Genomic DNA, 26,997 nt, shown 5'->3' on the forward strand with positions numbered 1-26,997 from the left:
TTAGCCTGTTACTCCTCCCTCTCTTTGGGGGAGGGGGGGGGATTTATAAGGTCCCATGAGCCAGCCCCTTTGCCAGGGCATTTTTGACATCATAAACCACAAAACGCGAACAGGTAATCCGCTCTATTTCTTCCTCATCAAATTGGAGAAAATCCTGGTGAGCAACAGCCAAGATCAGAGCATCATAGCTGTTTTCAACCAGAGTTCTGGTCATGGTGACCCCGTAATACTGTTGTGCTTCATCGGGATCAACCCAAGGATCGTACACCTCAACACAGGCCCCATACGAACTGAGTTCATCAATGATATCAGTGACCCGTGTATTGCGAAGATCTGGGCAATTTTCTTTAAAGCTCAAGCCCAGAACAAGAATTTTGGCATCAGCCACCTGAATACGCTGCGTAAGCATCAACTTAACCACTTCCGAAGCAATATAGCGACCCATGCCATCATTGAGACGCCGTCCAGCAAGGATCATCTCAGGATGATAGCCCACCTGCTGGGCCTTATGCGTCAGATAATAGGGATCAACCCCAATACAATGACCACCAACCAGGCCAGGCCGAAAGGGCAGGAAATTCCACTTGGTGCCAGCAGCTTCCAATACCTCCAGCGTATTAATGTCCAGGCGATTAAAAATCAAAGCCAACTCATTAATCAGGGCGATATTAACATCACGCTGGGTATTCTCAATGACCTTGGCTGCCTCAGCAACCTGAATACTGCTGGCCTGAAAAGTACCTGCCGTGATAATGGTCTGATACAGCGCATCGACAAAATCCGCAATTTTCGGAGTGGAGCCAGACGTCACCTTGACGATTGTGGGCAACCGGTGCTCACGATCACCAGGGTTGACCCGCTCAGGGCTGTAGCCTACAAAAAAATCCTGATTATACACTAAGCCTGATGCCTTCTCTAAAAGAGGAACACAGACCTCTTCCGTGGCTCCGGGATAGACGGTTGACTCATAGATCACCACATCATCAGGTTTCAGCACCTGAGCAACAGTATGTGAAGCCCCTTCCAAAGGACGCAGGTCAGGCCGTCTGCTGTCATCAACAGGTGTGGGCACAGAAACAACAAAGACATTACAGTCCTGGAGATCCTCTATGCGGGTGGTAAAAGAGAGGCCCTTTGCCTGGCCCAACTCTTCAGCTCTGACCTCACGAGTAACATCTATTCCCTGTTGCAACTCAGCGATTCGTTCTTCGTTCAGGTCAAAACCAATACAAGGGAATTTTTTACTGAACTCTACAGCCAACGGTAAACCAACATAACCAAGGCCAATAACAGCTAATCTGGTTGAATCAATATCAGACATATTTTAATACAGCAAGAAAAGGTTTAAAGAATATAATTAAACAAAACAAACTGCTATCGTCTACACACCTCTAGCGATATCTGGCCAGATACGGGTGTGTAGTTGCATCTGCAATCTAATTGGTAGCTGCTCTTGCAAAATTACATCTGCAAGCAACGCCGGAGAAAGTTGATCAATAACCGGAGAAAAAAGAACCGGCACCAATTCTGTCAGCCTATACTGATGCACAATATCCAAAGCCCAGTCAACATCTTTGAGAGATGAAAGAACAAATTTCACCTCATCACGACTCCCTGCCTGCTGACGTTGCTTCAACAGGGTCAGGTTCTCCCAATCATTCTGCTCCGCCATCCTGGAATCTGGTGTCTTCACATCAAGAATGATACCGACTTCCGTCGGAACCCGCTCAATAGCTACCCCACCTCCAGTCTCCAGAAGAACTTCCCGTTTCACTCCAAGAAGTTGATGCATGAGAGGATACACGGCCTCTTGCAAAAGCGGTTCACCACCGGTGATTTCCACTAGAGCGCCTGGAAAATCTGTAAGCCAGGCATGAACCTGGTCAAGGTGCATCACCCTGCCCGCTTCATCCCAGGTATAGCGAGAATCACAATACGAACAACGTAAATTACAACCAGATAAACGAAGAAAGGCGCAAGGAAGCCCTGCCCTGGTTGATTCGCCCTGGATAGAATAAAAAAGCTCTGAAACGAGTAACGTAGTAAAATCAGGCACCGTAATAAATCACACCGCTGGTATCAGTCTCCCGAACTTCCACTGAATAGAGAACGTATTGATCTGTCTGTAGCTTTTCTCCAATCTGGTCAAAAAGAAAGGCTGCAATATGCTCAGAGGAAGGGTTACGATCCTGAAACGCCGGATGTTCATTCAGATCACAATGATCCAGTCCATCAACCACACTGTTAACTTTATCTTTTAATACTTTAAAATCGATCCCCATCCCCAACTCATCCAATTCATGAACCCGCACAGAAACTTTAACCTTCCAGTTATGACCATGAGGTTTTTCACAGTTACCAGGATAATTACGTAAGTGATGGCCACCGGAAAAATGATTTTTTATAAAAATATCATACATATCAACAATAATCCAATAACAATTTTTTTATTTTTTCTTACCCCGGCCCATTGAGCCAGGAAAGGGCGTTATCAGACAATATACTCTAATGAAGACTCAAGGGGAAGCCTGCTTTTATCTTCCAACAAAGTTGCGGCCAGCAAACTGAAAAAATGAGAAAAACAAACTAAGCTGTTCTTTTTTATACAAGCCTCCCTTGACGAAGCGCCTTGCATTGATTATTACTATAAACTTACTGCATGCGAGAGTGGCGGAACTGGTAGACGCACTGGATTTAGAATCCAGCGCACTATGTGCGTGGGGGTTCGACTCCCCCCTTTCGCACCATATTTAGACTTAATGGCTAGAAGACCCTGTAGACTACAGTGAACGTTCATGCCGCGACAAAATAAAACTGCCCAAAGCAGGCACAAAGGATAAAAGGAACTTGATTCGATGGATGTTGCGATTGAAGAAGTAAGCGAGCTGGCCCGGAAGGTAACCGTTACCCTGCCTGCTGAGGATGTACAGAAAGAGCTTGATAAAAAATATACTGAGCTGAGAAAAGAAGTGAACCTGAAAGGCTTTCGGCGGGGTAAAGCCCCCATATCCATGCTTAAGAAAAGCTTTAAAGATAAGGTTGAGCCGGAAGTCGCAGAAAAAATGGTGCAAGACACCTATTTTGACGCGATTGAAGAAAAAAAAGTCGATGTCATTGTTCATCCCGAAATTCAGGAAACCATCTTTTCTGATGACGGGAGCTTTCGCTACGTTGCCATGGTTGAAGTCAAGCCTGAATTTGACCTTCAAAACTATAAAGGCCTGGAAATTGAAAAACCCAACTGTGATGTGACCGAGGCTGAAGTTGATGAAAAACTTGAGTCCCTGCGACGGAGCAAAGCTGTCCTTCGCACCGCAGAAAATGACCATGAAATCGTTATGGACGATATCGTCACCATTGATTTCCAAGGATTCCATAACGAAACAGCTCTAAAGGAAGTACGCAACGAGAATTTTTCCGTTGATATGGGGACCGGTTATTTAGGAAAAGATTTTGAAGAACGACTGCTCGGCGTAAAAAAAGGCGAATCCATACTGTACGAAACTGATTTCCCAGCTGATTTCCAGAACCCTGTCATGGCAGGCAAAACCATTGAGTTCAAGGTCGATGTAAAAGACATCAAGGAACGGATCAAACCTGAACTGGATGATGAATTTGCCAAAGATATTGATCAAAAATATGCGTCGTTGACTGAGCTGCGCACAGCTATCACCGCTGAGTTGAAACAAGAAAAAGAGGCCGCTTTTGTTGGCGATCTGAATGACCGTATCATGCATAAGTTGCTCGAACTCAACCATGAATTCCCTCTTCCGCAACGAACTGTTGCTTATGAGATTCAGGAGAAGATCAAGCAGACAGAAGAAAATCTCAAAAAAGCTGGTCAGACCTTGGAATCTGCTGGAATCAACAAGGAACAACTGGTTGAACATCATCGCGAAAGCGCTGAAAAACGGGTTCGTGGCGATTTTATCCTGAAAAAAGTTGCCGAGCTTGAAAAGATCACCTTAGACGACAAAGATATTGAGCAAGGGTATAACCGCATTGCGGAACAGTATAACATGTCGGTTAAAGAGGTGAAGAGCTACTTCAAACGCCGTGAAGAGCTGATGCCCTTTATGGCAGAGCTGCTCAACGAAAAAGTCCTGAATTTTCTGCGAAAGGCAGCTGACCTTGTCCATGCAGAAGAGACCGAAGAAGCCAGCAAGTCAGAAACACCTCAGGACGCGTAACTGAAGTTTTTTTTTATATGCACAAGAAATCCGGACAGACACCCGTTCTGTTCGGTTTTTTCTTTTGAGGAGGAGAGAGTATGAACTTGGTTCCAATGGTTGTTGAACAAAGCCCTCGTGGTGAGCGGGCTTTTGATATCTATTCGCGCCTGCTCAGGGAACGGATAGTTTTTCTCGGTACCCCAGTGAGTGATGAAATTGCCAGTGTTATCGTGGCTCAGCTGCTGTTCCTTGAAGCTGAGGATCCTGACAAAGATATTACTTTTTATATCAATTCACCAGGGGGAGTAGTCACAGCCGGAATGGCTATTTACGACACCATGCAGTATATTAACTGCGATGTGGCAACACTTTGTATGGGACAAGCCGCCTCTATGGGAGCTTTCCTGTTAGCTACCGGGGCACCAGGAAAACGTTTTACCCTGCCCAACTCACGTATCATGATCCACCAGCCCTTGGGGGGATTTCAGGGACAGGCCACAGATATCGACATCCATGCCAAAGAGATTCTGCGCATGCGGAGCGATCTGAACAAACTCTTATCCCAGCATACCGGCAAATCAATAAAGAAAATTGAGCATGATACAGAGCGGGATAATTTTATGAGTGCTACAGAGGCTGTTAAGTACGGTTTGATTGACAAAGTATTAGAACGCCGTGAGGATGCTAAGGAGGATGCATAATGAGTGACGATGTTTCAGACGACTCTGCTGAAGTCTGTGTCTGCTCGTTTTGTGGGCTAACCCAGAACGAAGTAAAAAACCTGATCGCTGGTCCAGATGCCTATATCTGTGATAAATGTATAGAGCTCTGTAACGGCATGGTCAAGGAACAGAGCCAGGAAGAAGGTGACATTACTGATACTCCTTCTCCTGCTGTACTGAAACCAAAAGAAATTCATGCACATCTGGATGACTATGTCATTGGTCAGGACTTTGCAAAACGGGTTTTATCAGTGGCAGTACATAATCATTACAAAAGAACAGAATCCCGGCCGGAAGGGGTTCTTGATGATGTGGAAATCCAGAAATCAAATATCATTCTTATTGGTCCCACTGGAAGCGGCAAGACCTTACTGGCCCAGACCTTAGCCAGGGTTCTCAATGTGCCCTTTACCATTGCTGATGCCACCACCTTAACCGAGGCAGGGTATGTTGGTGATGATACAGAAAACATCCTTGTTAATCTGATTCAGGCAGCAGATGATGATATTGAACGGGCACAACACGGGATTATCTATATTGACGAAATTGATAAAATCGCCCGAAAATCCGATTCTGCCTCATTAACCCGTGATGTTTCCGGCGAGGGTGTGCAGCAGGCTCTGCTTAAAATTATTGAGGGTACGATTGCCTCTATTCCTCCCAAGGGCGGGCGAAAACATCCCCAGCAGGAACTGACCAAGATTGATACCACCAATATTCTTTTCATTGTTGGTGGTGCCTTTGTCGGCCTGGATCGGGTGATCAAACGCCGGGCCGGAACCAAGGCTATCGGTTTTGGCGCTGAGATTGAGACTGGTCCTGAAAAAAGCGTGGGTGAACTGTTAACAGAAGTGCAACCGGAAGACCTGCTCAAATTCGGTCTGATTCCTGAACTGCTGGGGCGGCTGCCAGTTATCGCTCCGATGAAGGAATTGGATGAAGAGGATCTGGTTCGCATCCTCAAGGAACCTAAGAATGCTTTGACCAAGCAGTATATAAAGTTATTTGAGCTGGAGGAAATTACCCTACGCTTTACTGAGGGGGCATTGCGAGAGGCTGCCCGCAAAGCAATGTCCCGCAACTCTGGCGCACGCGGTTTACGTTCGGTTATGGAAGCAGCCATGCTTGATGTGATGTATGAGCTTCCTTCGGATGAACATGCTGTTGAATGTGTGATTAACGAACAGGTGATTGCTGATGGCGAATATCCTGTTATCCTTTATGATGCGGAAGATAAAAAAACCGCCTGATTGACTCATTGACCTGTAGCTGGGTGCAAAAAGAACAGGGAGAAGGCCGCTTCTCCCCTTTACACCTCTTTTCTCGCCATTCTCCTCCGTTGATTTTCTTTAATTATAATTATGCTTGATTCTGACATACAAAAATATCCAGCCATGCCTCTGAGAGATGTGGTAATTTTCCCTGGTATGGTTGCTCCACTTGTTGTGGGACGAAAAAAATCTGCCCGTGCCCTGGAATATGCCATGAAGGAGCGCTCGTTGATTTTTCTGGTCACCCAGCAGGATGCCAGCATTGAGCATCCCAAGCCAAAGGATTTATACCAATGCGGTGTTCTCACCTCTGTTATGCAACTCCTGCGCCTGCCAGACGGCACCATTAAGGCCCTGATTGAAGGCAAACGCAGAGCGATTGTGCAGACATACCGAGAAGATGACGAATTCTTCCATGCCGAGGTGCGAGAAGCTCATAATGAGCATACTGACAGTGCTGATCTGCCCGTATACAATCGTGAACTGGAACAGGTTTTTGAGCGCTATGCCAAGATTGAAAAAAACATCCCTGTTGAAGTGCTGAAATCGGTCCGTGCTCTGAACAACCCCGCATTGCGGGTTGATCTCATTTGTTCCCATCTCCGCCTGGGGACTGCAACAAAACAGGAAATCCTGGAGATTTTTCATGTTCCGAATCGAATCCGCCGGGTACTGGAAATCCTATACCGAGAACTGGAACTCCATGAGCTTGAAAAGCAGATTGATATCCGGGTCAAGAAAAAAATGAATGAGAGTCAGCGCCATTATTATCTCAACGAAAAGGTCAAAGAGATTCAGAACGAAATGGGACAGGCTGGCGATGATTTTCAAGAACTTCAGGAGGCCCTGCAAGAAAAAGATCTCCCTGAATCAGTACGGAAAAAGGCTGAAAGGGAATTAAGCAAGCTTCGCGCTATGCCGCCGATGTCAGCGGAAACCACGGTGGTGCGCAATTACCTTGAAACGATTATCAGCTTACCCTGGGTAGAAAAAGATGAGGCAAACATTGATATTGAAAAAGCTGAAAGCATTCTGAACCAGGATCATTACGGTCTGAAAAAGCCCAAAGAACGTATTCTGGAATATCTTGCTGTACAAACTCAGGTTAACAAACTCAAAGGCCCTATTCTCTGCCTGGTTGGTCCTCCTGGCGTGGGGAAAACCTCAGTGTGTAAATCCATTGCCCGTGCTATGAATCGTAAGTTTATCCGCCTGTCCCTGGGTGGAGTTCGTGACGAGGCTGAGATTCGAGGACATCGGCGCACCTATATCGGTGCAATGCCTGGTAAGATAATCCATTCCATGCAAAAGGCTGAGGTGGTAAACCCGGTTTTTTGCCTTGATGAAGTGGATAAAATGAGCGTTGATTTTCGTGGTGACCCCTCATCTGCACTGTTGGAGGTATTGGATCCTGAGCAGAACTATGCTTTTAATGATCATTATCTTGATCTTGATTACGACTTATCCCAGGTTTTTTTTATCGCCACAGCCAATAATCTCCACGGTATTCCTTTGCCTTTGCAGGATCGAATGGAGATCATCCGCTTAAATGGCTACACAGAAGAAGATAAGCTTGAGATTGCTGAACGTTTTCTTCTTCCCAAGCAACTGGACCTGAGTGGCTTTGCAAAGGATGATATTCAACTGAGCAAGGAAGCTGTGCTGGAAATTGTCCGCCGCTACACCCGTGAAGCTGGTGTGCGTAATCTGGAGCGGACTATTGCAGCTGTCTGCCGTAAGGTGGCCCGTGATCGCCTGAAAAATAAAAAACCCAAACAGACCTACCTGCTTTCTTATCAATCTATGAGCGAATACCTTGGAGTTCCCAAATACAGATTCGGACTTGCCGAAGCACATGATGCTGTTGGCTTGGTTACAGGTTTGGCCTGGACAGAAGTCGGAGGAGAGTTGCTCCAGATAGAGTCTGTCTTGATGCCTGGGAACGGCAAAATGACTGTTACCGGAAAACTGGGGGATGTTATGCAGGAATCGGCCCAAGCTGCCCTTTCCTATGTCCGGTCCCGCTCAATGCGCCTTGGCCTGGATGTGGATTTTTATCAGAAACTCGATATACATGTTCACATTCCAGAAGGAGCTATTCCCAAGGATGGTCCCTCTGCCGGGATAACCATTGCCACCTCAATTGTTTCTGCGCTCTTAAAACACCCTGTTGATCGCCAACTGGCAATGACAGGTGAGGTTACCCTGCGCGGCAGAGTGCTCCCCATTGGCGGCTTAACAGAAAAATTACTGGCTGCAAAACGAGGTAATATAACCCGTATTCTTCTACCTGCTGAAAATGAAAAAGATGTGGAAGAAGTACCAGCGAAAATCCGTGATCACCTGGATATCACCTTTGTTGATCATGTCGATGACGTACTTACCAAGGCCTTAATACTCCCAGAGGAAGAACAGCTTTTTAAAAACGTTCCACTGGAAAATATATTAAAGAATGTAGCCTTGTCTGCCCATAATACAACGGTACACCAATAAAAGATAGCAACAAAAAATATCTTTTCTTCCTGATAAAAGGCACTTCTCTTTTTTTGCTATTTTAAAAGCTTTTTTTATACTTGACGAAGATTTCAGAAAATGATATAAACGCTCCAATGATTTGGGGCGAATAGCTCAGCTGGGAGAGCATCGGCCTTACAAGCCGGGGGTCACAGGTTCGAGCCCTGTTTCGCCCACCAAATTACTCAAGGGGTCGTAGTTCAGCTGGTTAGAATGCCGGCCTGTCACGCCGGAGGTTGCGAGTTCGAGTCTCGTCGGCCCCGCCAGTAATTGCAGGGAGTGAGTGGACTGCCACGAACTCCTTTTTAAATGACCGAATGAATTTCGGGCGAATAGCTCAGTTGGGAGAGCATCGGCCTTACAAGCCGAGGGTCACAGGTTCGAGCCCTGTTTCGCCCACCAAATTACTCAAGGGGTCGTAGTTCAGCTGGTTAGAATGCTGGCCTGTCACGCCGGAGGTCGCGAGTTCGAGTCTCGTCGGCCCCGCCAAGTAATTATAGGGAGTTAACGGATTTTCCGTTGATTCCCTTTTTTTATTGTTGAACTACACCAATAATCACCCCAAACCCGCCCTTTCTCATATACCGCATCAATTCTCTTTTACTTGCCTTGACGGAATACCACAAAGAAGAGTATACTTGATATACTTGAGTCTGAATTGAGTCTGAAAATTTCATATTTAATATTTGCACCTAATGAAAAAAAACATCGCCCTCTCACTCTGCCTTTCTTTGTTCCTCTTTGCTCCCCAGCTGCCAACACCTGTCTATGGGGAAAACGTCAGCAAAATTATTGACTGGTCAAAGAAAAAAGAATGGGAAACCTCAGCAGCTCCTCGCGATTTTGCAGTCTCCTTTGACAAAGAGAAAATATTTATCCTTGAACAGGACAATAAAGTGCGCGTCTATGCAAACTCGTACAATGGCAATCGCCTTGGTATAATTAAGGTTGCCCCAACAACTGTTGCTCTGGATATCGCCCCGCGTGGCGGCATGCTCTACCTCATAGGAAGCGATAAAAGTTACACAGCCATAGAAATTATCTATCAGAAAAAAGACGAGAGCATTGCAAACTGGTCAGTCAAGCATACCTGGAAAACCGACAACCAACCCCTTGATATTGCACAATCATTTGACAAGAAATATGCTTTTATCCTGGAAAACGACAATAAAGTGCATATTTATTCCATTAAGGGGAAAAAATACCGGACAGTCCCTGTTTTTCCTGGAACGGTTGCCATCACCATCCCTTCCCGCAAAAGAACCTTCAGCCTGGTCAACCGAAACAGTACCTACAAATCTATCGAAATTCCTTTACTATAAAAATAACCTAACCCACTTTTACTTGAACACCCAAAATAAAGGAGAAAAAATGAAAAAGACGTTAACCTTGGGCGCTCTGCTGCTCTTATCATCAAGCCAGGTTTTGGCGCAGAATGCGCCTGCAAAATCCACAACCACTCTGCTCACCTCACCGCTGGCTACGTGGCAAATGACTGTTAAGCCAGTTGACTTTGCCCAATCATTGGACAATAAGCTGGTCTTTGTTCTGGGTGATGACAGCAAAGTGCATATTTATTCCACAGCAGACGGTACCGAATTAGGCTCTGTTCCGGTTGCAAAAGAAACCATTGCTCTTGATATTGCTCCCCGTGGCGAGATGCTCTTTTTAGTGGACACTAATAAAAAATATACTGCTCTGGATATTTCCTTTGCTCAGGATATTGACACTGCTGGCTCACCGTTTCTCGGTAACGAAGATGCTCCTGTTACCTTGGTGGTGTTCTCTGATTTTCAATGCCCGTTCTGCAGCAAAGTGCAACCACTTATGGATGAAACCCTGAAAAACAACAAAGATAAGGTGAAGATTGTTTTTAAGCATCTTCCCCTGCAAATGCATAAACAGGCCAAACCAGCTGCCCTTGCTGCTATTGCTGCCCATGAACAGGGCAAGTTCTGGCAGATGCATGACGCCCTTTTTGCACTTGGCAAAAAACTCAACAAAGCAACCATTGAAAAGGCGGCTCAGGATATTGGCCTGGATATGGATAAATTCAAGAAAGACCTTGCCAGCTCAGCTACTCAGGATAAACTGAAAAAGGATATGATTGATGCAGGCCAGGCCGGTGTGAGCGGCACCCCGACCCTGTTTATCAATGGGCGCCAAGTCAAAGGTCGAGACACCGATGTTCTCCAGAAGATGATTGATCAGGAATTATCCACAACCAAGTAAACCAAACCGTAAGCGTTGCGTACTTCTCAAAAACTCACCGGAGAAACCGAACAGAACTTGGAGTTTACCGACATTGCCTTTGCTCAAGTTCTGTTTGGTGTGCATAATCATAACCTTAATACGGTTGAACAGACTGTTGGGGTTCATATCCATGATCGGGGCAACAGCCTCAGTATCAAAGGTAAAGGCCATGCTGTTGAATTGGCCGTATCCCTTCTTAGCCAACTCTATGAGCTGGTTCGCAAAGGGTACCCTGTATTTAGTCAGGACATTGCCTTTGGTATCAAAATCCTGGAGTCCTCTCCTTCAACCTCTTTAGCTGAAATCTTTCTTGATAAGGTCTGCATTACTGCACAGAAACGGGTTATTTCCCCGAAAAGCCTTCATCAAAAAAATTATATCGAATCTATCCGAAAAAAAGATATTGTTTTTGGTATCGGACCGGCAGGAACAGGAAAAACCTATTTAGCAGTGGGTATGGCTGTAGCAGCCCTCACCTCTGAACAGGTCCAGCGCATCATTCTCACCCGCCCGGCTGTGGAGGCTGGAGAAAAGCTGGGTTTCCTGCCTGGCGATATGGCCCAAAAGGTGGACCCGTATCTCCGCCCTTTAACTGATGCCCTGAATGATATGATGGGCAGTGAAAAGGTTACTGAGTTGATTGAACGGAGCGTAATCGAAATCGCACCACTGGCCTTTATGCGGGGCAGGACTCTGAATAACGGTTTTGTTATTTTAGATGAGGCCCAGAACACCACCAGTGAGCAGATGAAGATGTTCCTGACCCGAATCGGCTTTGATGCCAAGGCGGTCATCACTGGAGATATCACTCAGGTTGACCTGCCAGGCAAACAGGCATCAGGCCTGTCAGAGGCAAGTAAGATTCTCCACGGGATTGATGGTATTGGATTCAGCTATTTTGATCATAGTGATGTTGTTCGTCATCCCTTGGTACAAAAAATCATTCAGGCCTATGGCAAGCAGTCTGCTGCAACGTAACCTGATCCCACCAAATCTCCTGGTGGAAGAAAGATACACATCCTGCGTTATCAATCCGCCATGAAAACCATCCTTGAAATAAACAAGCTCCGCAAGACCTTTGCCGATTTCACCGCAGTCAACGATATTAGCCTGGAGGCCAAGGCTGGTGAAATTTTTGGTTTTCTTGGGCCTAATGGGGCCGGAAAAACCACTACCATCAAAATTCTGGCAGGTCTGCTGCAACCAGACAGCGGTTCTGTGACCATCAACGGCAACACTCTTGCTGAACATCCCCTGATCTGCAAGCAGGACACTGGCTATGTCCCGGACCGTCCTTGGCTTTTTGAAAAACTTACTGGTGGAGAATACCTTAAATTTGTAGCCAGCCTCTATAACCTGCCAGAAGATCGTTTTCATGCAAAGGCTCCCCAATATCTGGAGATGTTTGATCTCAGTAAATGGGAAAATCACCTCATTGAAAGCTATTCCCATGGTATGCGACAAAAGCTCATCATGACTTCAGTGTTTATGCTTGATCAGCCCCTGATGATTATTGACGAACCCATGGTGGGCCTGGATCCCAAATCAGCCCGTATCGTCAAAGACCTCTTCAAAAAAAAAGCTGAGCAGGGGAGCACGATCCTGCTCTCCACCCATTCTCTGGAAATCGCTGAAGAACTCTGTCACCGTATCGCCATTATCACCAATGGTACCTTGCGTATTATCGGAACAATGGAGGAGTTGCGAAAAACAGCGGGTAAAGAGCAGCAGGATCTTGATCTGGAAGAGATCTTTCTTGAACTCACTGGGGCTTGGGAAGTACAGCAGGTTGTTGCTGCGCTTAAGGAGGAGTGAAAGGAGCGTGGCCCGTGGCACCCCCTCTTACTTATTCTACATGTTTTCCTGAGTCGTTCCTCCCTGCATCCTGAAAATTAATGGTTACTTTCATTGTACATGAGGAACGGCTCAACTTTTACGATCATTGCGTTGCAAACGATGAGCCTGCGTTAGTAATATCAATTATTAACAAAAGAATTACTCGTCGTCTTCCCCTACCTTTCCTTCCTGTTGACCTTTTTTTCGCTCCAGCTTACGCAACCTTTTTTCTTCTTTCTTTTTTTTCTTTGCTAACTCTTTTTTACGCTTATCAAATGAATAGTAATTCTTTGCCAAGATGATCTCCTGTTCGAGAAGCGGCTATTCTAAAGTGAAACTCGAATAATTTAATTCTGTACTAAAAAATTGTTTTCGCTTCTATAGAGTAACAACAACCCTCATTTTAACATTACTGGGGAACGACATTATTCGCTGCCAGCCCTTTGGGACCATCAACTTTATCAATGTTGCCCCGTTGGCCTTCAGCCATTTTCTTAACCTCCTGCCCTGTATGATGATTTATTTTAAAATTACTTATCGCCAGCGATGCTTCCTCTTCTTCGCAGGCTTAGACTCGTTACAAACAAGGTGCCGATGCTTATATATTTTCCCGTTCAAATCTTCCATTGCCTTATGACCTTCACTTCTGTTTGACATTTCCACAAATGCAAAGCCCTTTGACTGGCCAGTAAACTGATCTGTGACAAGCTTTGTGCTCACAACAGTTCCGTAATAGCCGAACAGCTCGGTTACTTCGTTTTCAGTAATATTGTAGGGAAGACTGCCGATAAAAAGTTTCATACTCATTCTCCTGAAAGTGTGACATCGCATTAAACCATCCCAACGTATTGGACGATTACAAGAGGACAACAACGCATCATTCAACACTTATAAAGCATCATCTATGAAATAGATCAAAAGGAAACTTTAAAGAGACCCAAATAGGATAAATTCACCGTAAGGACACAACGACGAAAAGAAAATGCTAGAAATTTTCATTTATTATGAATAAATGCATCATACTCTTATTGCAGGTAATTGCAATCTAAAAAAATAAGTTAGAGCTAATCCACAAACAGAGCGATAACACACTTCACCCCTCCTGCAAATCAAGAGCAATAAGATTGGCATAAAGCCCTTCCTGAGCCATCAATTCCTCATGACTCCCCTGCTCCGCAATCCGTCCCTGATCCATAACCACAATCCGGTCAGCCCGTCGCACAGTGGAGAGACGATGGGCAATAATAATAGAGGTACGGCCTGCAAAACTGGCCTCCACAGCCAGCTCCAGCAGGTTTTCCGCCTCTGTATCCACGGAAGAAGTGGCTTCATCCAGGATAAGCACAGCCGGGTTCCGACATAAAATCCGGGCAAAGGCCAGTAGCTGCTTTTCTCCAGCTGAAAGATCAATTCCACCCTCTCCTATTCGGGTATCCAGGCCCTGGGGGAGCCGTTGAACAAAGGCATCCATACCAGTCTCAGTAAGCATTGTTTCGATCTCGGCCCGCTCCTTTCCTGTTTCCAACCTGATATTTGCCAGCACAGTATCTGGTTCGATCAACACATCCTGCAAAACCAGGCCAACCTGCTGACGAAGGTCATCAACAGCACACGTTCGCAGATCATTACCATCAAGAAGAATCCTACCCTGAGTAGGATCATAAAACCGGACCAACAGGCTGATAAGGGTGGATTTGCCAGCACCGGTGGAACCAACCAGGGCAAGGGTTTCTCCAGCTCTGATCTGCAAATCAATATTCTGAAGTACTGCCTGTTCGTCCTGCTCACCCTGCTCTTTTTCCCCCTCGACTCCCTCAGTCTTTTTATTTTGATACGAAAAAACAACCTGTTCAAAACGAATTTCACCTTTCACTGTGCTGATATCAACAGGATCTGTGGGAGAATGGATGGAATTGCCTGTATCGAGGAGCTGAAAAATCCGCTCAGCTGAAGCCAAGGCAGACTGGACAATGGAATACTTTTGGGAAAGCTCACGCATGGGCTGAAAGAACAGACGCATATAGGAAAAAAAAGCAACTAATTCCCCTATGGTCAGTTGACGATGCAAGACAAGACTTCCACCGTACCAGAGAATCACCACCATAGCAAGAGAGGCAAGAAACTCTGTGAACGGCATAAAAAAGGCAAACAGGCGCACCTGGGCCAGAGTTCGTTGCATGAATTCATTATTCAACAGATCAAAACGCTTTCTGCTTGCCCCCTCTCTTCCATAGAGTTGGACCAGATTTACCGCAGAGATGTTCTCCTGAAGAAAAGAATTCACAACCGCCAGTTGGCTCCGCACCGCCCGAAATTGCTCACGGGCAAGGCGGGAGAAAAGCAGGGTCACGACCAGGGAAAGGGGCAAAAAAAGTCCCATCACCAGTGCAAGGCGGAGGTTAATCAACGCCAGTACCACCAGAATCCCCAATAGCTTCAGAAAATCATTGAAAAGAGTCATCATCACCGAGGTAAACATCTCATGCATATTATGAATATCATTGGTCAACCTGGTCACAAGTCGTCCCACAGGATTCCCATGAAAAAAGGCCAGGTCAAGCCCCAGGAGGTGCTGATACAGATTATTACGCAGGCGATGCATAATGGACTGACCAATGTATTCCAGCAAAACCACCTGGATAAAACCAGCCACAAAGGCCAGGAGTACGGCCCCGCCGTAAATAAGAGCCAAACGGGCCAGCCCGGTCAGGCGCAGTGCTGCTTCCTGATCACTGGTAGCAATAAAATTATCAATACCCAGCTGCATCAGGCGAGGAAGTGCAAGGGTGGCAAAGGTGATCAGCAGGGAAAGCAGAATACTGGAAATAAGGCCCAGGGTATGAGGACGGAAATAGCCTGAAATCCGTTGCCAGGTCTGAAGGTCAGAGATCTTTCCAACTCTGCCCTCTTCAAAATAACCAAAATTATGCACCAGTTGTCCCTCCCTGCTGCTTCTGAGCCATTGCCTGATAAAAATCATGATGGCGCAACAGATTCTCATGGACATCCAGAGCCACAACCCGCCCCTGATCAAGCAGAAGGATCTGATCTGTTTCAGCTAAGAGTTTGAGACGATGAGAGACAATCAGGACAATCTTGTCTGCGGCAAAGGCACGAAGACCGGCAAAGACCTGCTGCTCTGTTTCCACATCCAGGGCAGATAAGGCATCATCAATAACCAAAACCGGTCGGTCAGCCAACAGTGCCCGGGCAATGGCCAGCCGCTGTTTCTGGCCCCCGGAAAGACGTAGGCCCCGCTCACCTACCCTGGTCTGATACCCTTTGTCCATGGCAAGTATTTCTGCATGAAAGGCTGCTTGTTCAGCAACATTCTCAATCTCTTGCTGCGATGCCTCCGGGGCAGCAAGACTGATATTTTCTGCTATAGTACCTGAAAAAAGTACTGGATTCTGGCTCACATAGCTAATTTGCTGCCGAATCAGAGCAGGAGCAATGGTGTTCACATCCTGATCAGCAAAGAAAAGCATCCCGTCCTGAAGCGGATACTGCCTGGTCAGCAAGCGACAGATAGTTGATTTCCCAGAGCCTGTCCTCCCTGCAATGCCAAGAATACCGGGCTTCAAGTCCAACGCAAGCCCTGTTAAGGAGGAAGTATTGGCCTGGGCATAGGAAAAATGCAAGCCTCTTAGCGAAATAACAGGGTTTACATGAAATTGAGCTGAAAAATCACGATGTCTCCCCTCATCTCCCTCTTGTTTTCGGTATAAAGTCGTTGTTGGGGCAGGGCCCTGTGCCTGTCCGTTACGAGAAGGCTCAGGAGACCCAGGGCAACCACGGGGAGTTGCCCCTAGGATCTGAATACTGTTTTCAAGCTGGGACTGCGCAGTCAGCAAAGTATGGATCCTGGCAAGAGAGGTAACACCCCGTTGGGCTATGTTGGTAACCCAGCCCACAGCCATCATGGGCCAGATCAACATATAGAGATACTGGATAAAAGCAACAAACTCTCCAAGGGTTACAGCCCCATTGATCACCAGCTTGCCCCCGTAATAGAGAATTATCAGCATGCCCAGATTACCAACAAGAATTGCTACAGGAAAAAGCAGGCCCAGGACCACAGCGACCTTGAGATTAGCAGCAACATATTGTTTTCCCAGTTCTGTAAACCTGCTCTGCTGTTGTTCTTCCCTGGTATAGCTTTTGATCAAACGGATAGAGATCATACTGTTACGGACAAACTCCGTAATCAGGCCAAAGGAATGCTGGACCTGGTCAAAACGGGTATGCAGACGCCCAGAGAGAAACCAGGCACTGAACCCCAAAAGAGGCATGGGAAGAAGCACCATAAGCGTCAAAACAGGGCTGATAGAAAACATCAACAGCAAGGCTGCCCCGGAAATAATCAAGGCATCAGTTGCCGCAACAATCCCCATGCCACAAGCCATTTGGACCGCTGTAAGATCATTGGAGGCATGGGCCATGATATCGCCCGGTGGATGTTGGTCAAAAAAAGACCGGTCCATAGCAAGGGTGTGAGCAAACAAACGGGCCCGAAGGTTTGCTTCCACTCGTCGGGAAAAACCAATAATCAGGATCCGCCAGACAAAACGAAAGACCAGGATACAGGCAGCTGTGAGCAGAAGAAATCCACCAAGACGGAGAAGTTGCTGGGAACTTGCAGTGTTATTTTTCAGAAGATCAACGGCATTTTTCAGATACAGTGGGATGGTCAGCTGAAGAAAATCCACCCCCAGCAGAGCAAGAAAGCCGAGCAGCAAACGGGAGCGATATGTTACAAAATCGGGCCGTAACAGAGCAAGTAGATGGGTAAGAGAGGGTTTGGCCTGAGCTGTGGGTTCCAGTTGTTCTGAATCTGTGTCTGTTGCTGTCACCCGGATTTCCTCTTTAACAGTGCATTATGAGCCGTTGTCAGGGCATAGACGATCATGCTCACCGCCTTTGTCGGGATGCATTACGGAAGCTGCGAAAAAAAATACATGAATAAGCAACAAGATAGGTAACAAATCAGTTTACATCAAGTAATTTCTTCACAGCATTGATCAGGTCATCAATGGGAAAGGGTTTGGCAAAAGCACGATCAGCACCAAGCTCCAAGGCAGCTGGCAGATACGTTTCCGGACCAATCCGGCCTCCTCCTGAAATGGCAATAATCTTTACCTCTGGATAATTTTTCCGGAGAAAAGTTATTGTTTCCATCCCTTCCTGCTCTGGCATAATCAAGTCTGTAATCACCAGATCATAGGAATCCTCCTCGAAAAAACGCAATCCCTTTCGTCCGTCAGCAGCAGCTTCCACCTCAAAGCCAGCATACTCCATAGCCCGACAAAGCAGATTACGCATTTGTTCATCATCATCTATAATCAGTATCTTTCGCATAGAGCATATACCTCAAAAAAATCAGCAATCAGCTGTGTCGACAGACCTTTCCCTTTGTCAATATACCACACAATAGTTTTTTAGAAAAACTGATCTCGAAAAATACGCTCTCTGAAAAAACGAATCAGTTCTTCACGCCTGTGCAGAAGCCTCAATTGCTCTGGAATTAGGTCAGAAAGAGTATTTTTCATCACAGACATTTTATATTCCACATTAGAGGCAAAACGATTATCAAGATACCATGCAAAAACTAAGCCAAAGAGAAGACCAGGCGGGGTAAAACCTTCTTCGCCATTAACCAGTCTGGTATAGCATCGTGGTTCACCTTCTGTCGGACACATCCGGCTGAGCTGTAAATAGATGTCCAGATCCTCTGATGACAGGAAGGCATTCAGCTCCTGGTGCTTTTTAATTACCAGACGATACAAGCTACCAACCCGGCGTTCCTGAACAAACACCTCTTCCACACTCTTTTTCAGGCAATAATTGCCTAATAATGACTGGCCCAAGGCAATCAACAAAGCTGTCTCCAAACGTTCAGGAGAGCTGAGTTGATCCTGACGAATTTTAATGCAACTGTCTTCAGGATCGTAAAAAGAAAAGACATTATCCCATTGCTGGCAGCGCTTCCAGGAACCGGTTTCCACGGAACAGATTCCTTTCAGATATTGGAGGTGATCCGGGTGAATATCAGGATGACGCCAAAGAATATCAAGAACAGCTTTCGTAATATCTTGGCGCACCGAGGAAGACATGCTTTCAGGAAGATCTGCCTCAAGGGTCAAAAATCTGAATTCCAACCCCTTAATGATCCGGGATATCCGCTCATAACGAATACAAGGAATCAGCTTATCCGGGGCAACGCGTACAGGAAGTTGCTGATGTGGCAGACTGGATGCTGCCAGGGATGGCTGGGCAAGAAAACCATTTTCCCGCAGCCCCCACATGCAGCGGACAACATGGGTGAGACTATCAGGATCATGCTGAATAACCCGCTGCCGTTGCAAAAAATTTCTGGAAAAAATATTGGCCCGGACCGGTTCTAAGCCCAGTTCCCTGACCTTGTCACGGTCAACGTAAATCGGTTCTTTTTTCTCCAGAATATAGTTCTGCAAAACCGAGCCTGGGATATCTGTCAGATCCAGGGTAAGCACATGGGAAAACAGACCATGAATCCCGCCGGAAATGTTATATCCATAGGCCCGGATCAGGTCAGAAACATAAAAACGCTTTTCCGGGGCCTCTCTGGTGGCATCAGTCTCGCCCTTTTGTACCCAGATATTGGCGACCAGAAGTTTCAGGGCCTTTTCATTTCGGCGGATAACATCAGCTAATCCTGGTACCTGAAGAATAGGAATAATAGAAGAGTAGAGACTCCCTGGTGCCAGGATAATAATATCAGCCTCAGCAATACACTGACTCACTGCATCCGGTAATAAAGGATCGTCTGCAAAACGAACCATGGCCCGTTCCACAGGATAGCCTCGTCGGGCTTCACCAGCCTTACTTTCCCCGGTCACCAATACTCCGTTCACATAGAGCATCTGCAATTGAGACGGAGTCGCTGTACAGGGGAGTACAGCCTGGGTGCCGGCACCAACAGCCTGGGAAAGATCTGCCAGGCCATCCATGATGGCGGTCTGCATCCGCTTTTGATTAGCAGCCAGCTCTGTTGTTCGAAAAAAAGCCGGTAGCTTACGATAGACAGCAGCAACAAGGAGAAGGTTACCCAGACATTGAGGGCGATCCAAGGCAGCGAACATGCGTTCATCTGTGAACAGTCTTTTGACCAGATCAACAAGGTATCTTGCCAGGGCTTTGGGAAACATCTCCGGGCTCACCCCGGTCTCGGCCCAGAGCTGTTCTGCTGACTCAAGGGGGGTATTAAAACGGAAATTAAAAAAACCATGCAAGGCTGCTGCGGTTGCCAAGGCCCCTTCATCATTAAGCTGATACTGCTCTTTCAGGTTAATACTACGAATGGAGGAAAGCAAAACATGACGCAGATCTCCCAGGCCAATCAGAGGAAAATCCTTAAGCATTTCCCCTGTTGACCCGCCGTCATCTGTGACACAGACAATAGAATGCAAATGGGGAAAAACCTCTTTTAACCCGGTAAACGGGGTTTCCTTCCAACCCGCACGTCGGGAGTCGCCACCCACCACATTGGAAAGCCCGGTTCCACCACCCAACACCACCACCCGTACCTTTTCCACGTCAACATGGCGGAGGGCCTCAGCCAGACTACGCCAATCCTCCTGGGTACAGCCAGGAACACCGCTGGGCGGTTCTTCCCCCAAGGCAAAGGCAAGCACCTGTTCAGCCAGACTCCCCTTGCCCATAAAATCAAGAGGAGAAAAGACTTTTTTTGTCACTCCTGCTAAGAGATCCGCCAAGGGTTTCTTTCTCGTTTTTTCCACCTGCAACTCTATTCCTTATTCCTTACGTCCTTCACTTGTGCAACACAGGAGGGGCATACCTTTTTAAGACGATACGGGCAGCCACACAGGCTGCCTCTACAGCTTCCACCCCTTCCCCTTCTTGGGGGAGGGAGACAATAACACATGAAAATTGATTGGAAAACTCCAAAGAATCATCCGACCCCTTTATAATCCGGTCGCTTCCATCTGCCTGGACACAGCATTCACAGATTCCTGTAAAGCAGCTTTTTCTTCCTCAGTTAAGGCAAACTCAAGAATACGCTCCACCCCCTTATCGCCCAACACGACCGGAACTCCGAGGAAATACCCGGAGATGCCAAACTCTCCCTCAAGATAAGCTGCACAGGGCAAGACCCGTTTACTATCCTTGAGCACAACCTCAGCCATTTCCACAGCTGCCAGACCAGGTGTATAAAAGGCACTTCCTGTTTTGAGGTGATTAACAATCTCAATACCACCCTGCTGGGTTCGCTCAACAATTTCTGCAATCTTTTCTTCAGGGAGTAACTCTGTAATCGGCACCCCACCCACATTGGCTAACCTGACCATGGGCAGCATCTTATCACCATGAATTCCCATAACCAGGGCATTGACATCAGCAGGCGCAACCCCCAGGGCCTCGGCAAGAAAAGTCCGATAACGAGCTGAGTCAAGCACACCGGCCATTCCGATAATCCGGCTCTTATCCAGGCCAGTGACCTTAAAAGCGGTATGCACCATGGCGTCAATGGGATTGGTAACCACGATCATAAAGCAGTCAGGGGAATGCTTCACTGCCTCTTCTGCGCAGGATTTCACAATAGCTACGTTTTTAGCCAGTAAATCATCACGGGACATTCCCGGCTTCCGGGCCAGACCCGCAGTAATGATCACCACATCAGAGTTGGCAGAATCTGCATAATCATTGGTACCAGTTACAGTGCCGGCATAGGAATCCAGGGGACCAGACTGCCAAAGATCCAAAGCCTTGCCCTGGGGAATGCCTTCCATAACATCCAACAAAACAATATCGCCCAGATTGCGGGTCAATGCCCAATGCGCAGCTGTGGCTCCAACATTGCCAGCACCGATTATTGTAATTTTCTTCTTCATGACTTTTCCTTGTTGTCATTACCCTTGTAAGAGCAACGGCGCGCCGTGCCCCTACATCATATTTTCTCAACCGATTATCGGGCAGACACGCAGGTCTCCCCCTACAATTATATTTCGTTGCTCTGGATCATTTTTTCCACCCGCTGGGCATCCCTGGCCGTGTCCACCTCAATGGAATCATGGTCAGTTAAAACCACACGAACCCGATAGCCGTATTCCAAAGCCCGTAACTGTTCCAGCTTTTCAAAGCGTTCCCATTCCCCTTCTGGCAGGGCCACAAAGGTCAGCAGAAAGCCTTTGCGATAGGCATAAAAACCAAGGTGTTTATAATACGTTGGCTGTACTTTTTCTTCCGGATTGCGCTGAAAAGGAACCGGAGACCGGGAAAAATACAGGGCATTTTTATCGCAATCAAAGACCGTTTTGACATGATTGGGATCAGAAATCTCTTCTGGTCTGACAATCTTATAAATCAAGGTTGACATGGGCAGGGCTGGGTCTTCCAACAGAGGATCTGCCACCTGCTCAATAACCTCGGGTGGAAAAAGGGGTTGATCGCCCTGAATATTGACCACCACGCTATGCTCTTCAATATGGAGCAGTTCTGCTGCTTCTGCCAGTCGATCTGTGCCGGAAACATGGTCTGAGCGGGTCATCACCACTTCGCCACCGAATCCTGTCACGACCTCAGCAATCCGCTCATCATCGGTTGCCACAACAACCCGAGAGAGTATTTTGGCCTGCCAGGCCCTTTCAACCACATGTTGAATCATAGACTTGCCTGCTATCAAGGCCAGTGGTTTTCCTTCATAGCGGTTGGAGTGATAGCGGGCAGGAATAATTGCCACCACCTTGGCTGGTGTTTCGTTCATTGTATATATGCGTTCATATATAAGCACCTATCCGGCCCCTCTGGGGCCGGATAAAGGTATCTTTACGTACAGGTAAACTTTTTGCAAGCCACCTGACCTATTGACATCGTATGCTGTTCCAGACTGAAGAGCCAAAAATGAGCCCTTGCAAAAAGACGACCCTATGATACCTTGCACTCAACGAAATATCAACGTGCAAACTGTGTTAAAGAAATATGGGCCTGTTGCTTATTATTTTCCAAACACCAACCGGTTCTCCTCACCCCGATCAATCCGCACCGAATCACCCTCACTAAACCGTCCTTCCAGAATTTCCAAGGCCAAGGGATCTTCAATATACCGTTGGATGGCTCGCTTCAGAGGGCGGGCACCAAAGGCAGGATCATAACCGATATCGACAAGAAAAAGTTTTGCTGCATCTGTCAACTCGACAGAGAACTTGCGGTCAGCCAAGCGCTGGGCCATTCTGGCAATCTGGATATCCACAATCTGGAGTAAATCATCACGGGTCAAACCATGAAAGGTAATAATCTCATCCACCCGGTTCAGGAACTCCGGTCGAAACTGACGATGCATCAGTTCATCCACCTGCTGACGCATGGCCTCGGGATCTTTTTGTCCCTGCTCCATAATGATATGACTGCCCAGGTTTGAGGTCATAATAATGATGGTATTTTTAAAGGATACAGTCCGTCCTTTGCCGTCGGTCATCCGACCGTCATCCAGGGCCTGGAGCAGGACATTGAACACATCCGGATGGGCCTTTTCAATTTCATCAAGCAAGACAACAGAGTATGGTCTCCGTCGAACCACCTCAGTGAGCATTCCACCTTCATCATAGCCTACATAGCCCGGAGGGGCACCGATCAGCCGGGCCACCGAGTGCTTCTCCATGTACTCGGACATATCAATACGGATCATAGCCTGTTCCGAGTCAAAGAGGAAGTCGGCCAGACTGCGTGCCAGCTCGGTCTTGCCCACACCGGTGGGGCCGAGGAAGATAAAAGAACCCAGCGGTCGATCCGGGTCTTGGAGACCGGCCCTGGCCCGGCGCACCGCATTCGCCACCGAGGTAATGGCCTCTTTTTGGCCCACCACCCGCCGCGCTAACTCGGACTCCGCCTGCACCAGCTTCTCCTTTTCCCCTTCCAGGAGCTTATCCACCGGGATACCGGTCCACTTGGCAACTACAGCAGCCACATCCTCGGCACCGACCTCTTCCTTGAGCATCTGGCTGTCCGCCTGGATCTCGGCCAGCTTCGTGTTTTCCGCCTCCAGTTCCTTTTCCAGCTCCACAATCCTGCCGTAGCGGATCTCGGCCACCTTGCTCAACTCACCGGCCCGTTCAGCACGCTGCTCTTCAACATGGGCCTCATCAATCCTGGCCTTAATATCGCGGATGCGCTGGATCACATCTTTTTCCAGCTGCCATTGTCCCTTCATGGCGTCGAGCTGCTCGTTCAGTTCGGCCAGATCTTTTTTCAGCCGATCCAGCTGCTCTTTGGATGCCTTGTCTTTTTCCTTCTTTAATGCCTCCTGCTCAATCTCCATCTTGATCCGCCTGCGATCCAGCTCATCAATCTCTGTAGGCATGGAATCAATTTCAATGCGTAGTCGAGAGGCGGCCTCATCAATCAGGTCAATGGCCTTGTCCGGCAGAAAACGATCAGAGATGTAGCGGTTGGACAAGGTGACCGCAGCCACAGTGGCACTGTCCTGAATCCGCACCCCGTGATGGACCTCGTACTTCTCCTTAATCCCGCGCAGGATTGCCACGGTATCCTCTTCACTGGGTTGCTGAATAATAACTGGTTGGAAACGTCGTTCCAGGGCAGCATCCTTTTCAATGTACTTGCGATATTCATCCAGAGTGGTTGCGCCCACGCAATGCAGCTCACCCCGGGCCAGGGCTGGCTTCAGCATATTGGAGGCATCCATAGACCCTTCCGATGCTCCGGCACCCACCAAGGTATGAATCTCATCAATAAAGAGGATGATCTCTCCTGCTTTCTTCTCTACCTCCTTGAGCACGGCCTTGAGCCGATCCTCGAACTCACCCCGGTATTTTGCGCCAGCGATGAGCAGTCCCAAGTCCAGAGCAATGACCTGTTTTCCTTCCAGAGTGGCCGGAATATCGCCGTTGACAATGCGCTGGGCCAACCCCTCGACAATGGCGGTCTTGCCCACGCCTGGCTCACCGATAAGCACCGGGTTGTTCTTGGTACGACGACTGAGCACCTGAATGATCCGGCGCACCTCTTCATCCCGGCCAATAACCGGGTCCAGCTTGCCGCGTCGGGCCACATCGGTAAGGTTGCGGGCGTATTTTTCCAGGGCCTGGTACTTATCCTCCGGGTAGGGATCCGTGACCCGCTGATTGCCGCGAATACCGGTCAGGGCCTGGAGAAAGGTCACCGGATTGATGCCCATGCGCTGGAGCATCTGAGCAACCGGAGCCAAGGTGTCGCTTTTCAGGATACCGAGAAAGAGATGCTCCTGACTGACATACTCATCCTGCATGGAAGAGGCTTCCTTGGCCGCCTGATCTACCACCTTTGTGAAGGTCTTGGACATATAGGACTGCCCTGCCCCGGAACCCGAGACCTTGGGCAGTTTAGCGATCAGCTGATCTGTTTCACTGAGCACTACCGCCGGGGTGACACCGAGCTTCTGAAGGATCGGCACCACCACGCCTTCGGGCTGCTCCAGCAGGGCCTTGAGCAGGTGCTCCGGCTGCATTTCCGGGTTGCCGAACTGCTCGGCCAGACTGTGCGCGGTTTGGATTGCTTCCTGGGATTTAACGGTGAATTTATCAAGCTGCATAGCATCTCCTCTTTTCTTATATTTTCGTCCCTTTGACAGAGGACAGGGGTTGTCTTCTTTATTCCTGATATAAAAAGATAAGAATGATTTGCAAGCTGTCAAGAAGAAGGATGGAAGCGAAAGAGCAACTCATACTCGGGATGTAGCAGAACGTATGGTCTTGGAAAAGGAAGATTGAGTGTCCGCAATTGCCGTGCGATCTGCGGCGCAAGATCCCTGGGACATTGATCGTCTTCGTCACGAAGAATCAACAATGCCCCAGCATCCGGCTTTGTGCGAATAAACTCAGCACCTGCCATTACTCCTCCTGATTTACCCCCTTGCCATTGATGCAGATTTGTCCAACGCAAAGGTTTACTCCAGGGGATATTATATATTCCAATGTCGTGACTCAGGCGGGTAATAAGATTCTGAGCAGCCTCCACTTCTCCGTGCCCTTCCACAAGCAGATATCCCTTTTTGCCAGCCACAATCATTCTCCGCAGAGGGTATCATCGTCAAAAAGAGAAAGCTGTAAGTCACCTGACATAAAAAGATCCCCTAATCGCAACAGACTCTTGCGAACAGGTTCTAGCTGCGTATCCGCCATCTTTTTTACATCTGTTTTTCCATCCACCTTATTGACGACAAAAACAACATCGTTTTCAACATCAACAACATCAAGGATTACCGGACTATGGGTAGTTACAAAAACCTGTGAAACTTCACTGGCCTGCCGCAAATAGTCATAGAGCATGGGCAAGGCTCCGGGATGCACAGTGAGTTCTGGTTCTTCAACCCCGATCACCGGAAGAGCCGGAGTTTGTACCAAGGCCGTTAGTAATCCTGCAACCCTGAGCGTTCCATCCGACTGTTGAGCCGCATCAAACCAACGTTTCGCCTTCTGTCCCTTGACCTGCTGCTTAAACTCGGCTATCAGATATCCCGCCGCGCTCGCCACCCGGACATCCTCAATATCCCCGGTAAGCTTCCTCAATCCTGTAACAATATCATCTTTAGCGTACTTTTCTTTCACCAATTCCCGCAAAATAGACACCCAGTTTTCTCCATGCTCTTTCAGCGGATGACTGGAATCAAAACGTTGGGGAATGCGAAGAGTATCCGGGAAAATTGAATAAACTGTAAGCCCAGAGAGAAAGTCAACTAAGGGCTTAAACTGCTTCGTCCCTCCTAACGCAGTCAAGGCCAAGGACTGTTCGTCCATAAAGGGTGCCACACCTTCCGGCCCATCCCATTCGTGACCATTTCTGATAAATGACACCTTCTCCTCGCCATTCGGCCCGTACATAATGGCCTTTTCCCTCTTTACTCTATATTCTTCGAGGCGATCTCCTGTGATAATAAATTCATACGTGACATGCTGCTGATCAATGAGAAGCTGAAATTCTATATACACATCAAAAGGACGACCATGACTGCGTCTCCGAACACTGTCGATTCCCCCTCTATGGGTGATAGCGGCAGGTAAGCCCTGCATAACCGAATCCCTGACAAATGAGAGCACATCAAGGATGTTTGACTTTCCTGACCCGTTCAGTCCTATAAAAAAGGAAAGCCTGCCCGGTTCAAAATGAATGTCAGGCCCAAGACTGCGGAAATTGGAAACAACGAGTTTTTTGATCATGATAGGTTTAATCGTTGAT

The 26,997-nt window shown here is 47.5% G+C and carries 22 protein-coding genes and 5 tRNA genes; 13 read left to right on the forward strand and 14 right to left on the reverse strand.

From position 1 onward, the window contains the following. Positions 1–43 precede the first annotated feature (43 nt). The 3 genes from L2082_RS00155 to queD are packed head-to-tail and all read right to left on the reverse strand — an operon-like array spanning position 44 to position 2,420. Positions 44–1,321: a nucleotide sugar dehydrogenase gene (locus L2082_RS00155; RefSeq protein ID WP_446009249.1), complete on the reverse strand. Its 1,278-nt coding sequence runs from the start codon at positions 1,319–1,321 to the stop codon at positions 44–46. Between the two features lie 60 nt (positions 1,322–1,381). Further along, entirely contained in the window at positions 1,382–2,056 is a 675-nt protein-coding gene (locus L2082_RS00160; RefSeq protein ID WP_446009248.1) for a radical SAM protein, read from the reverse strand. Continuing rightward, positions 2,049–2,420, reverse strand: coding sequence for a 6-carboxytetrahydropterin synthase QueD (gene queD, locus L2082_RS00165; RefSeq protein WP_446009247.1), 372 nt, complete (start codon positions 2,418–2,420; stop codon positions 2,049–2,051). The genes L2082_RS00160 and queD overlap by 8 nt, the downstream gene beginning before the upstream one ends. Before the next feature lie 241 nt (positions 2,421–2,661). On the opposite strand from queD, the gene L2082_RS00170 reads away from it, so the two are divergent. The 13 genes from L2082_RS00170 (at position 2,662) to L2082_RS00230 (ending at position 12,747) form a co-directional block, all read left to right on the forward strand. Beyond that, a tRNA-Leu gene (locus L2082_RS00170) sits at positions 2,662–2,747 on the forward strand. A gap of 108 nt (positions 2,748–2,855) precedes the next feature. After that, a complete protein-coding gene (gene tig / locus L2082_RS00175; protein WP_446009246.1) occupies positions 2,856–4,190 on the forward strand; it encodes a trigger factor in 1,335 nt (444 codons plus the stop codon). A gap of 80 nt (positions 4,191–4,270) precedes the next feature. Then, positions 4,271–4,873 carry an ATP-dependent Clp endopeptidase proteolytic subunit ClpP gene (gene clpP / locus L2082_RS00180; protein ID WP_446009245.1) on the forward strand — a complete coding sequence of 201 codons (603 nt, stop codon included), beginning with the start codon at positions 4,271–4,273 and terminating at the stop codon, positions 4,871–4,873. After that, complete coding sequence (gene clpX / locus L2082_RS00185) at positions 4,873–6,144, forward strand: ATP-dependent Clp protease ATP-binding subunit ClpX (protein WP_446011334.1); 1,272 nt, start codon at positions 4,873–4,875, stop codon at positions 6,142–6,144. The genes clpP and clpX overlap by 1 nt, the downstream gene beginning before the upstream one ends. Before the next feature lie 111 nt (positions 6,145–6,255). After that, a complete protein-coding gene (gene lon / locus L2082_RS00190; protein ID WP_446011108.1) occupies positions 6,256–8,658 on the forward strand; it encodes an endopeptidase La in 2,403 nt (800 codons plus the stop codon). A gap of 124 nt (positions 8,659–8,782) precedes the next feature. Beyond that, positions 8,783–8,858 (forward strand) — tRNA-Val (locus L2082_RS00195). A 10-nt stretch (positions 8,859–8,868) separates the two neighbouring features. Then, positions 8,869–8,945, forward strand: a tRNA-Asp gene (locus L2082_RS00200). Between the two features lie 60 nt (positions 8,946–9,005). Then, positions 9,006–9,081, forward strand: a tRNA-Val gene (locus tag L2082_RS00205). Between the two features lie 10 nt (positions 9,082–9,091). After that, positions 9,092–9,168, forward strand: a tRNA-Asp gene (locus L2082_RS00210). 206 nt (positions 9,169–9,374) lie between these two features. Further along, entirely contained in the window at positions 9,375–10,001 is a 627-nt protein-coding gene (locus L2082_RS00215) for a YncE family protein (RefSeq protein ID WP_446010671.1), read from the forward strand. Positions 10,002–10,050: 49 nt separating this feature from the next. Beyond that, positions 10,051–10,911, forward strand: coding sequence for a thioredoxin domain-containing protein (locus L2082_RS00220; protein ID WP_446010672.1), 861 nt, complete (start codon positions 10,051–10,053; stop codon positions 10,909–10,911). 57 nt (positions 10,912–10,968) lie between these two features. Continuing rightward, a complete protein-coding gene (locus L2082_RS00225) occupies positions 10,969–11,910 on the forward strand; it encodes a PhoH family protein (protein WP_446011335.1) in 942 nt (313 codons plus the stop codon). A gap of 60 nt (positions 11,911–11,970) precedes the next feature. Beyond that, positions 11,971–12,747: an ABC transporter ATP-binding protein gene (locus L2082_RS00230; protein WP_446011336.1), complete on the forward strand. Its 777-nt coding sequence runs from the start codon at positions 11,971–11,973 to the stop codon at positions 12,745–12,747. A 180-nt stretch (positions 12,748–12,927) separates the two neighbouring features. On the opposite strand, the gene L2082_RS00235 is transcribed toward L2082_RS00230, so the two are convergent. From L2082_RS00235 to L2082_RS00285, 11 genes are all read right to left on the reverse strand, one after another. Continuing rightward, positions 12,928–13,065 carry a hypothetical protein gene (locus L2082_RS00235; RefSeq protein ID WP_446010675.1) on the reverse strand — a complete coding sequence of 46 codons (138 nt, stop codon included), beginning with the start codon at positions 13,063–13,065 and terminating at the stop codon, positions 12,928–12,930. 237 nt (positions 13,066–13,302) lie between these two features. Continuing rightward, positions 13,303–13,569: an RNA recognition motif domain-containing protein gene (locus L2082_RS00240; RefSeq protein WP_446010676.1), complete on the reverse strand. Its 267-nt coding sequence runs from the start codon at positions 13,567–13,569 to the stop codon at positions 13,303–13,305. 292 nt (positions 13,570–13,861) lie between these two features. Beyond that, complete coding sequence (locus tag L2082_RS00245) at positions 13,862–15,700, reverse strand: ABC transporter ATP-binding protein (RefSeq protein ID WP_446011337.1); 1,839 nt, start codon at positions 15,698–15,700, stop codon at positions 13,862–13,864. Then, positions 15,693–17,621: an ABC transporter ATP-binding protein gene (locus L2082_RS00250; protein ID WP_446007845.1), complete on the reverse strand. Its 1,929-nt coding sequence runs from the start codon at positions 17,619–17,621 to the stop codon at positions 15,693–15,695. Before L2082_RS00250 ends, L2082_RS00245 begins: the two co-directional genes overlap by 8 nt. A 133-nt stretch (positions 17,622–17,754) precedes the next feature. Beyond that, positions 17,755–18,126: a response regulator gene (locus L2082_RS00255; RefSeq protein WP_446007844.1), complete on the reverse strand. Its 372-nt coding sequence runs from the start codon at positions 18,124–18,126 to the stop codon at positions 17,755–17,757. Positions 18,127–18,206: 80 nt separating this feature from the next. After that, positions 18,207–20,546, reverse strand: coding sequence for a gluconeogenesis factor YvcK family protein (locus L2082_RS00260; RefSeq protein ID WP_446007843.1), 2,340 nt, complete (start codon positions 20,544–20,546; stop codon positions 18,207–18,209). Positions 20,547–20,732: 186 nt separating this feature from the next. After that, on the reverse strand, positions 20,733–21,659 hold the full coding sequence (mdh, locus tag L2082_RS00265) for a malate dehydrogenase (RefSeq protein ID WP_446007842.1): 927 nt from the start codon (positions 21,657–21,659) through the stop codon (positions 20,733–20,735). A 107-nt stretch (positions 21,660–21,766) separates the two neighbouring features. Further along, positions 21,767–22,531 (reverse strand): 3-deoxy-manno-octulosonate cytidylyltransferase, encoded by a 765-nt coding sequence (gene kdsB / locus L2082_RS00270; RefSeq protein WP_446011338.1) that lies wholly within the window; start codon positions 22,529–22,531, stop codon positions 21,767–21,769. Positions 22,532–22,762: 231 nt separating this feature from the next. Continuing rightward, a complete protein-coding gene (gene clpB, locus L2082_RS00275; protein WP_446007840.1) occupies positions 22,763–25,354 on the reverse strand; it encodes an ATP-dependent chaperone ClpB in 2,592 nt (863 codons plus the stop codon). 98 nt (positions 25,355–25,452) lie between these two features. After that, a complete protein-coding gene (locus tag L2082_RS00280) occupies positions 25,453–25,824 on the reverse strand; it encodes a hypothetical protein (RefSeq protein ID WP_446007839.1) in 372 nt (123 codons plus the stop codon). Positions 25,825–25,826: 2 nt separating this feature from the next. After that, on the reverse strand, positions 25,827–26,978 hold the full coding sequence (locus L2082_RS00285; RefSeq protein ID WP_446007838.1) for an AAA family ATPase: 1,152 nt from the start codon (positions 26,976–26,978) through the stop codon (positions 25,827–25,829). Positions 26,979–26,997: the final 19 nt, after the last annotated feature.

The sequence above is a fragment of the Candidatus Electrothrix sp. genome, assembly GCF_052785085.1.

What these genes read in the sequence shown, in the direction of transcription:
- L2082_RS00155 (WP_446009249.1), bottom strand. Translation starts at nt 1,321, where the DNA reads ATGTCTGATATTGATTCAACCAGATTAGCTGTTATTGGCCTTGGTTAT.
- queD (WP_446009247.1), bottom strand. Translation starts at nt 2,420, where the DNA reads ATGTATGATATTTTTATAAAAAATCATTTTTCCGGTGGCCATCACTTA.
- tig (WP_446009246.1), top strand. Translation starts at nt 2,856, where the DNA reads ATGGATGTTGCGATTGAAGAAGTAAGCGAGCTGGCCCGGAAGGTAACC.
- clpP (WP_446009245.1), top strand. Translation starts at nt 4,271, where the DNA reads ATGAACTTGGTTCCAATGGTTGTTGAACAAAGCCCTCGTGGTGAGCGG.
- clpX (WP_446011334.1), top strand. Translation starts at nt 4,873, where the DNA reads ATGAGTGACGATGTTTCAGACGACTCTGCTGAAGTCTGTGTCTGCTCG.
- lon (WP_446011108.1), top strand. Translation starts at nt 6,256, where the DNA reads ATGCTTGATTCTGACATACAAAAATATCCAGCCATGCCTCTGAGAGAT.
- L2082_RS00215 (WP_446010671.1), top strand. Translation starts at nt 9,375, where the DNA reads ATGAAAAAAAACATCGCCCTCTCACTCTGCCTTTCTTTGTTCCTCTTT.
- L2082_RS00220 (WP_446010672.1), top strand. Translation starts at nt 10,051, where the DNA reads ATGAAAAAGACGTTAACCTTGGGCGCTCTGCTGCTCTTATCATCAAGC.
- L2082_RS00230 (WP_446011336.1), top strand. Translation starts at nt 11,971, where the DNA reads ATGAAAACCATCCTTGAAATAAACAAGCTCCGCAAGACCTTTGCCGAT.
- L2082_RS00240 (WP_446010676.1), bottom strand. Translation starts at nt 13,569, where the DNA reads ATGAAACTTTTTATCGGCAGTCTTCCCTACAATATTACTGAAAACGAA.
- L2082_RS00255 (WP_446007844.1), bottom strand. Translation starts at nt 18,126, where the DNA reads ATGCGAAAGATACTGATTATAGATGATGATGAACAAATGCGTAATCTG.
- mdh (WP_446007842.1), bottom strand. Translation starts at nt 21,659, where the DNA reads ATGAAGAAGAAAATTACAATAATCGGTGCTGGCAATGTTGGAGCCACA.
- kdsB (WP_446011338.1), bottom strand. Translation starts at nt 22,531, where the DNA reads ATGAACGAAACACCAGCCAAGGTGGTGGCAATTATTCCTGCCCGCTAT.
- clpB (WP_446007840.1), bottom strand. Translation starts at nt 25,354, where the DNA reads ATGCAGCTTGATAAATTCACCGTTAAATCCCAGGAAGCAATCCAAACC.
- L2082_RS00285 (WP_446007838.1), bottom strand. Translation starts at nt 26,978, where the DNA reads ATGATCAAAAAACTCGTTGTTTCCAATTTCCGCAGTCTTGGGCCTGAC.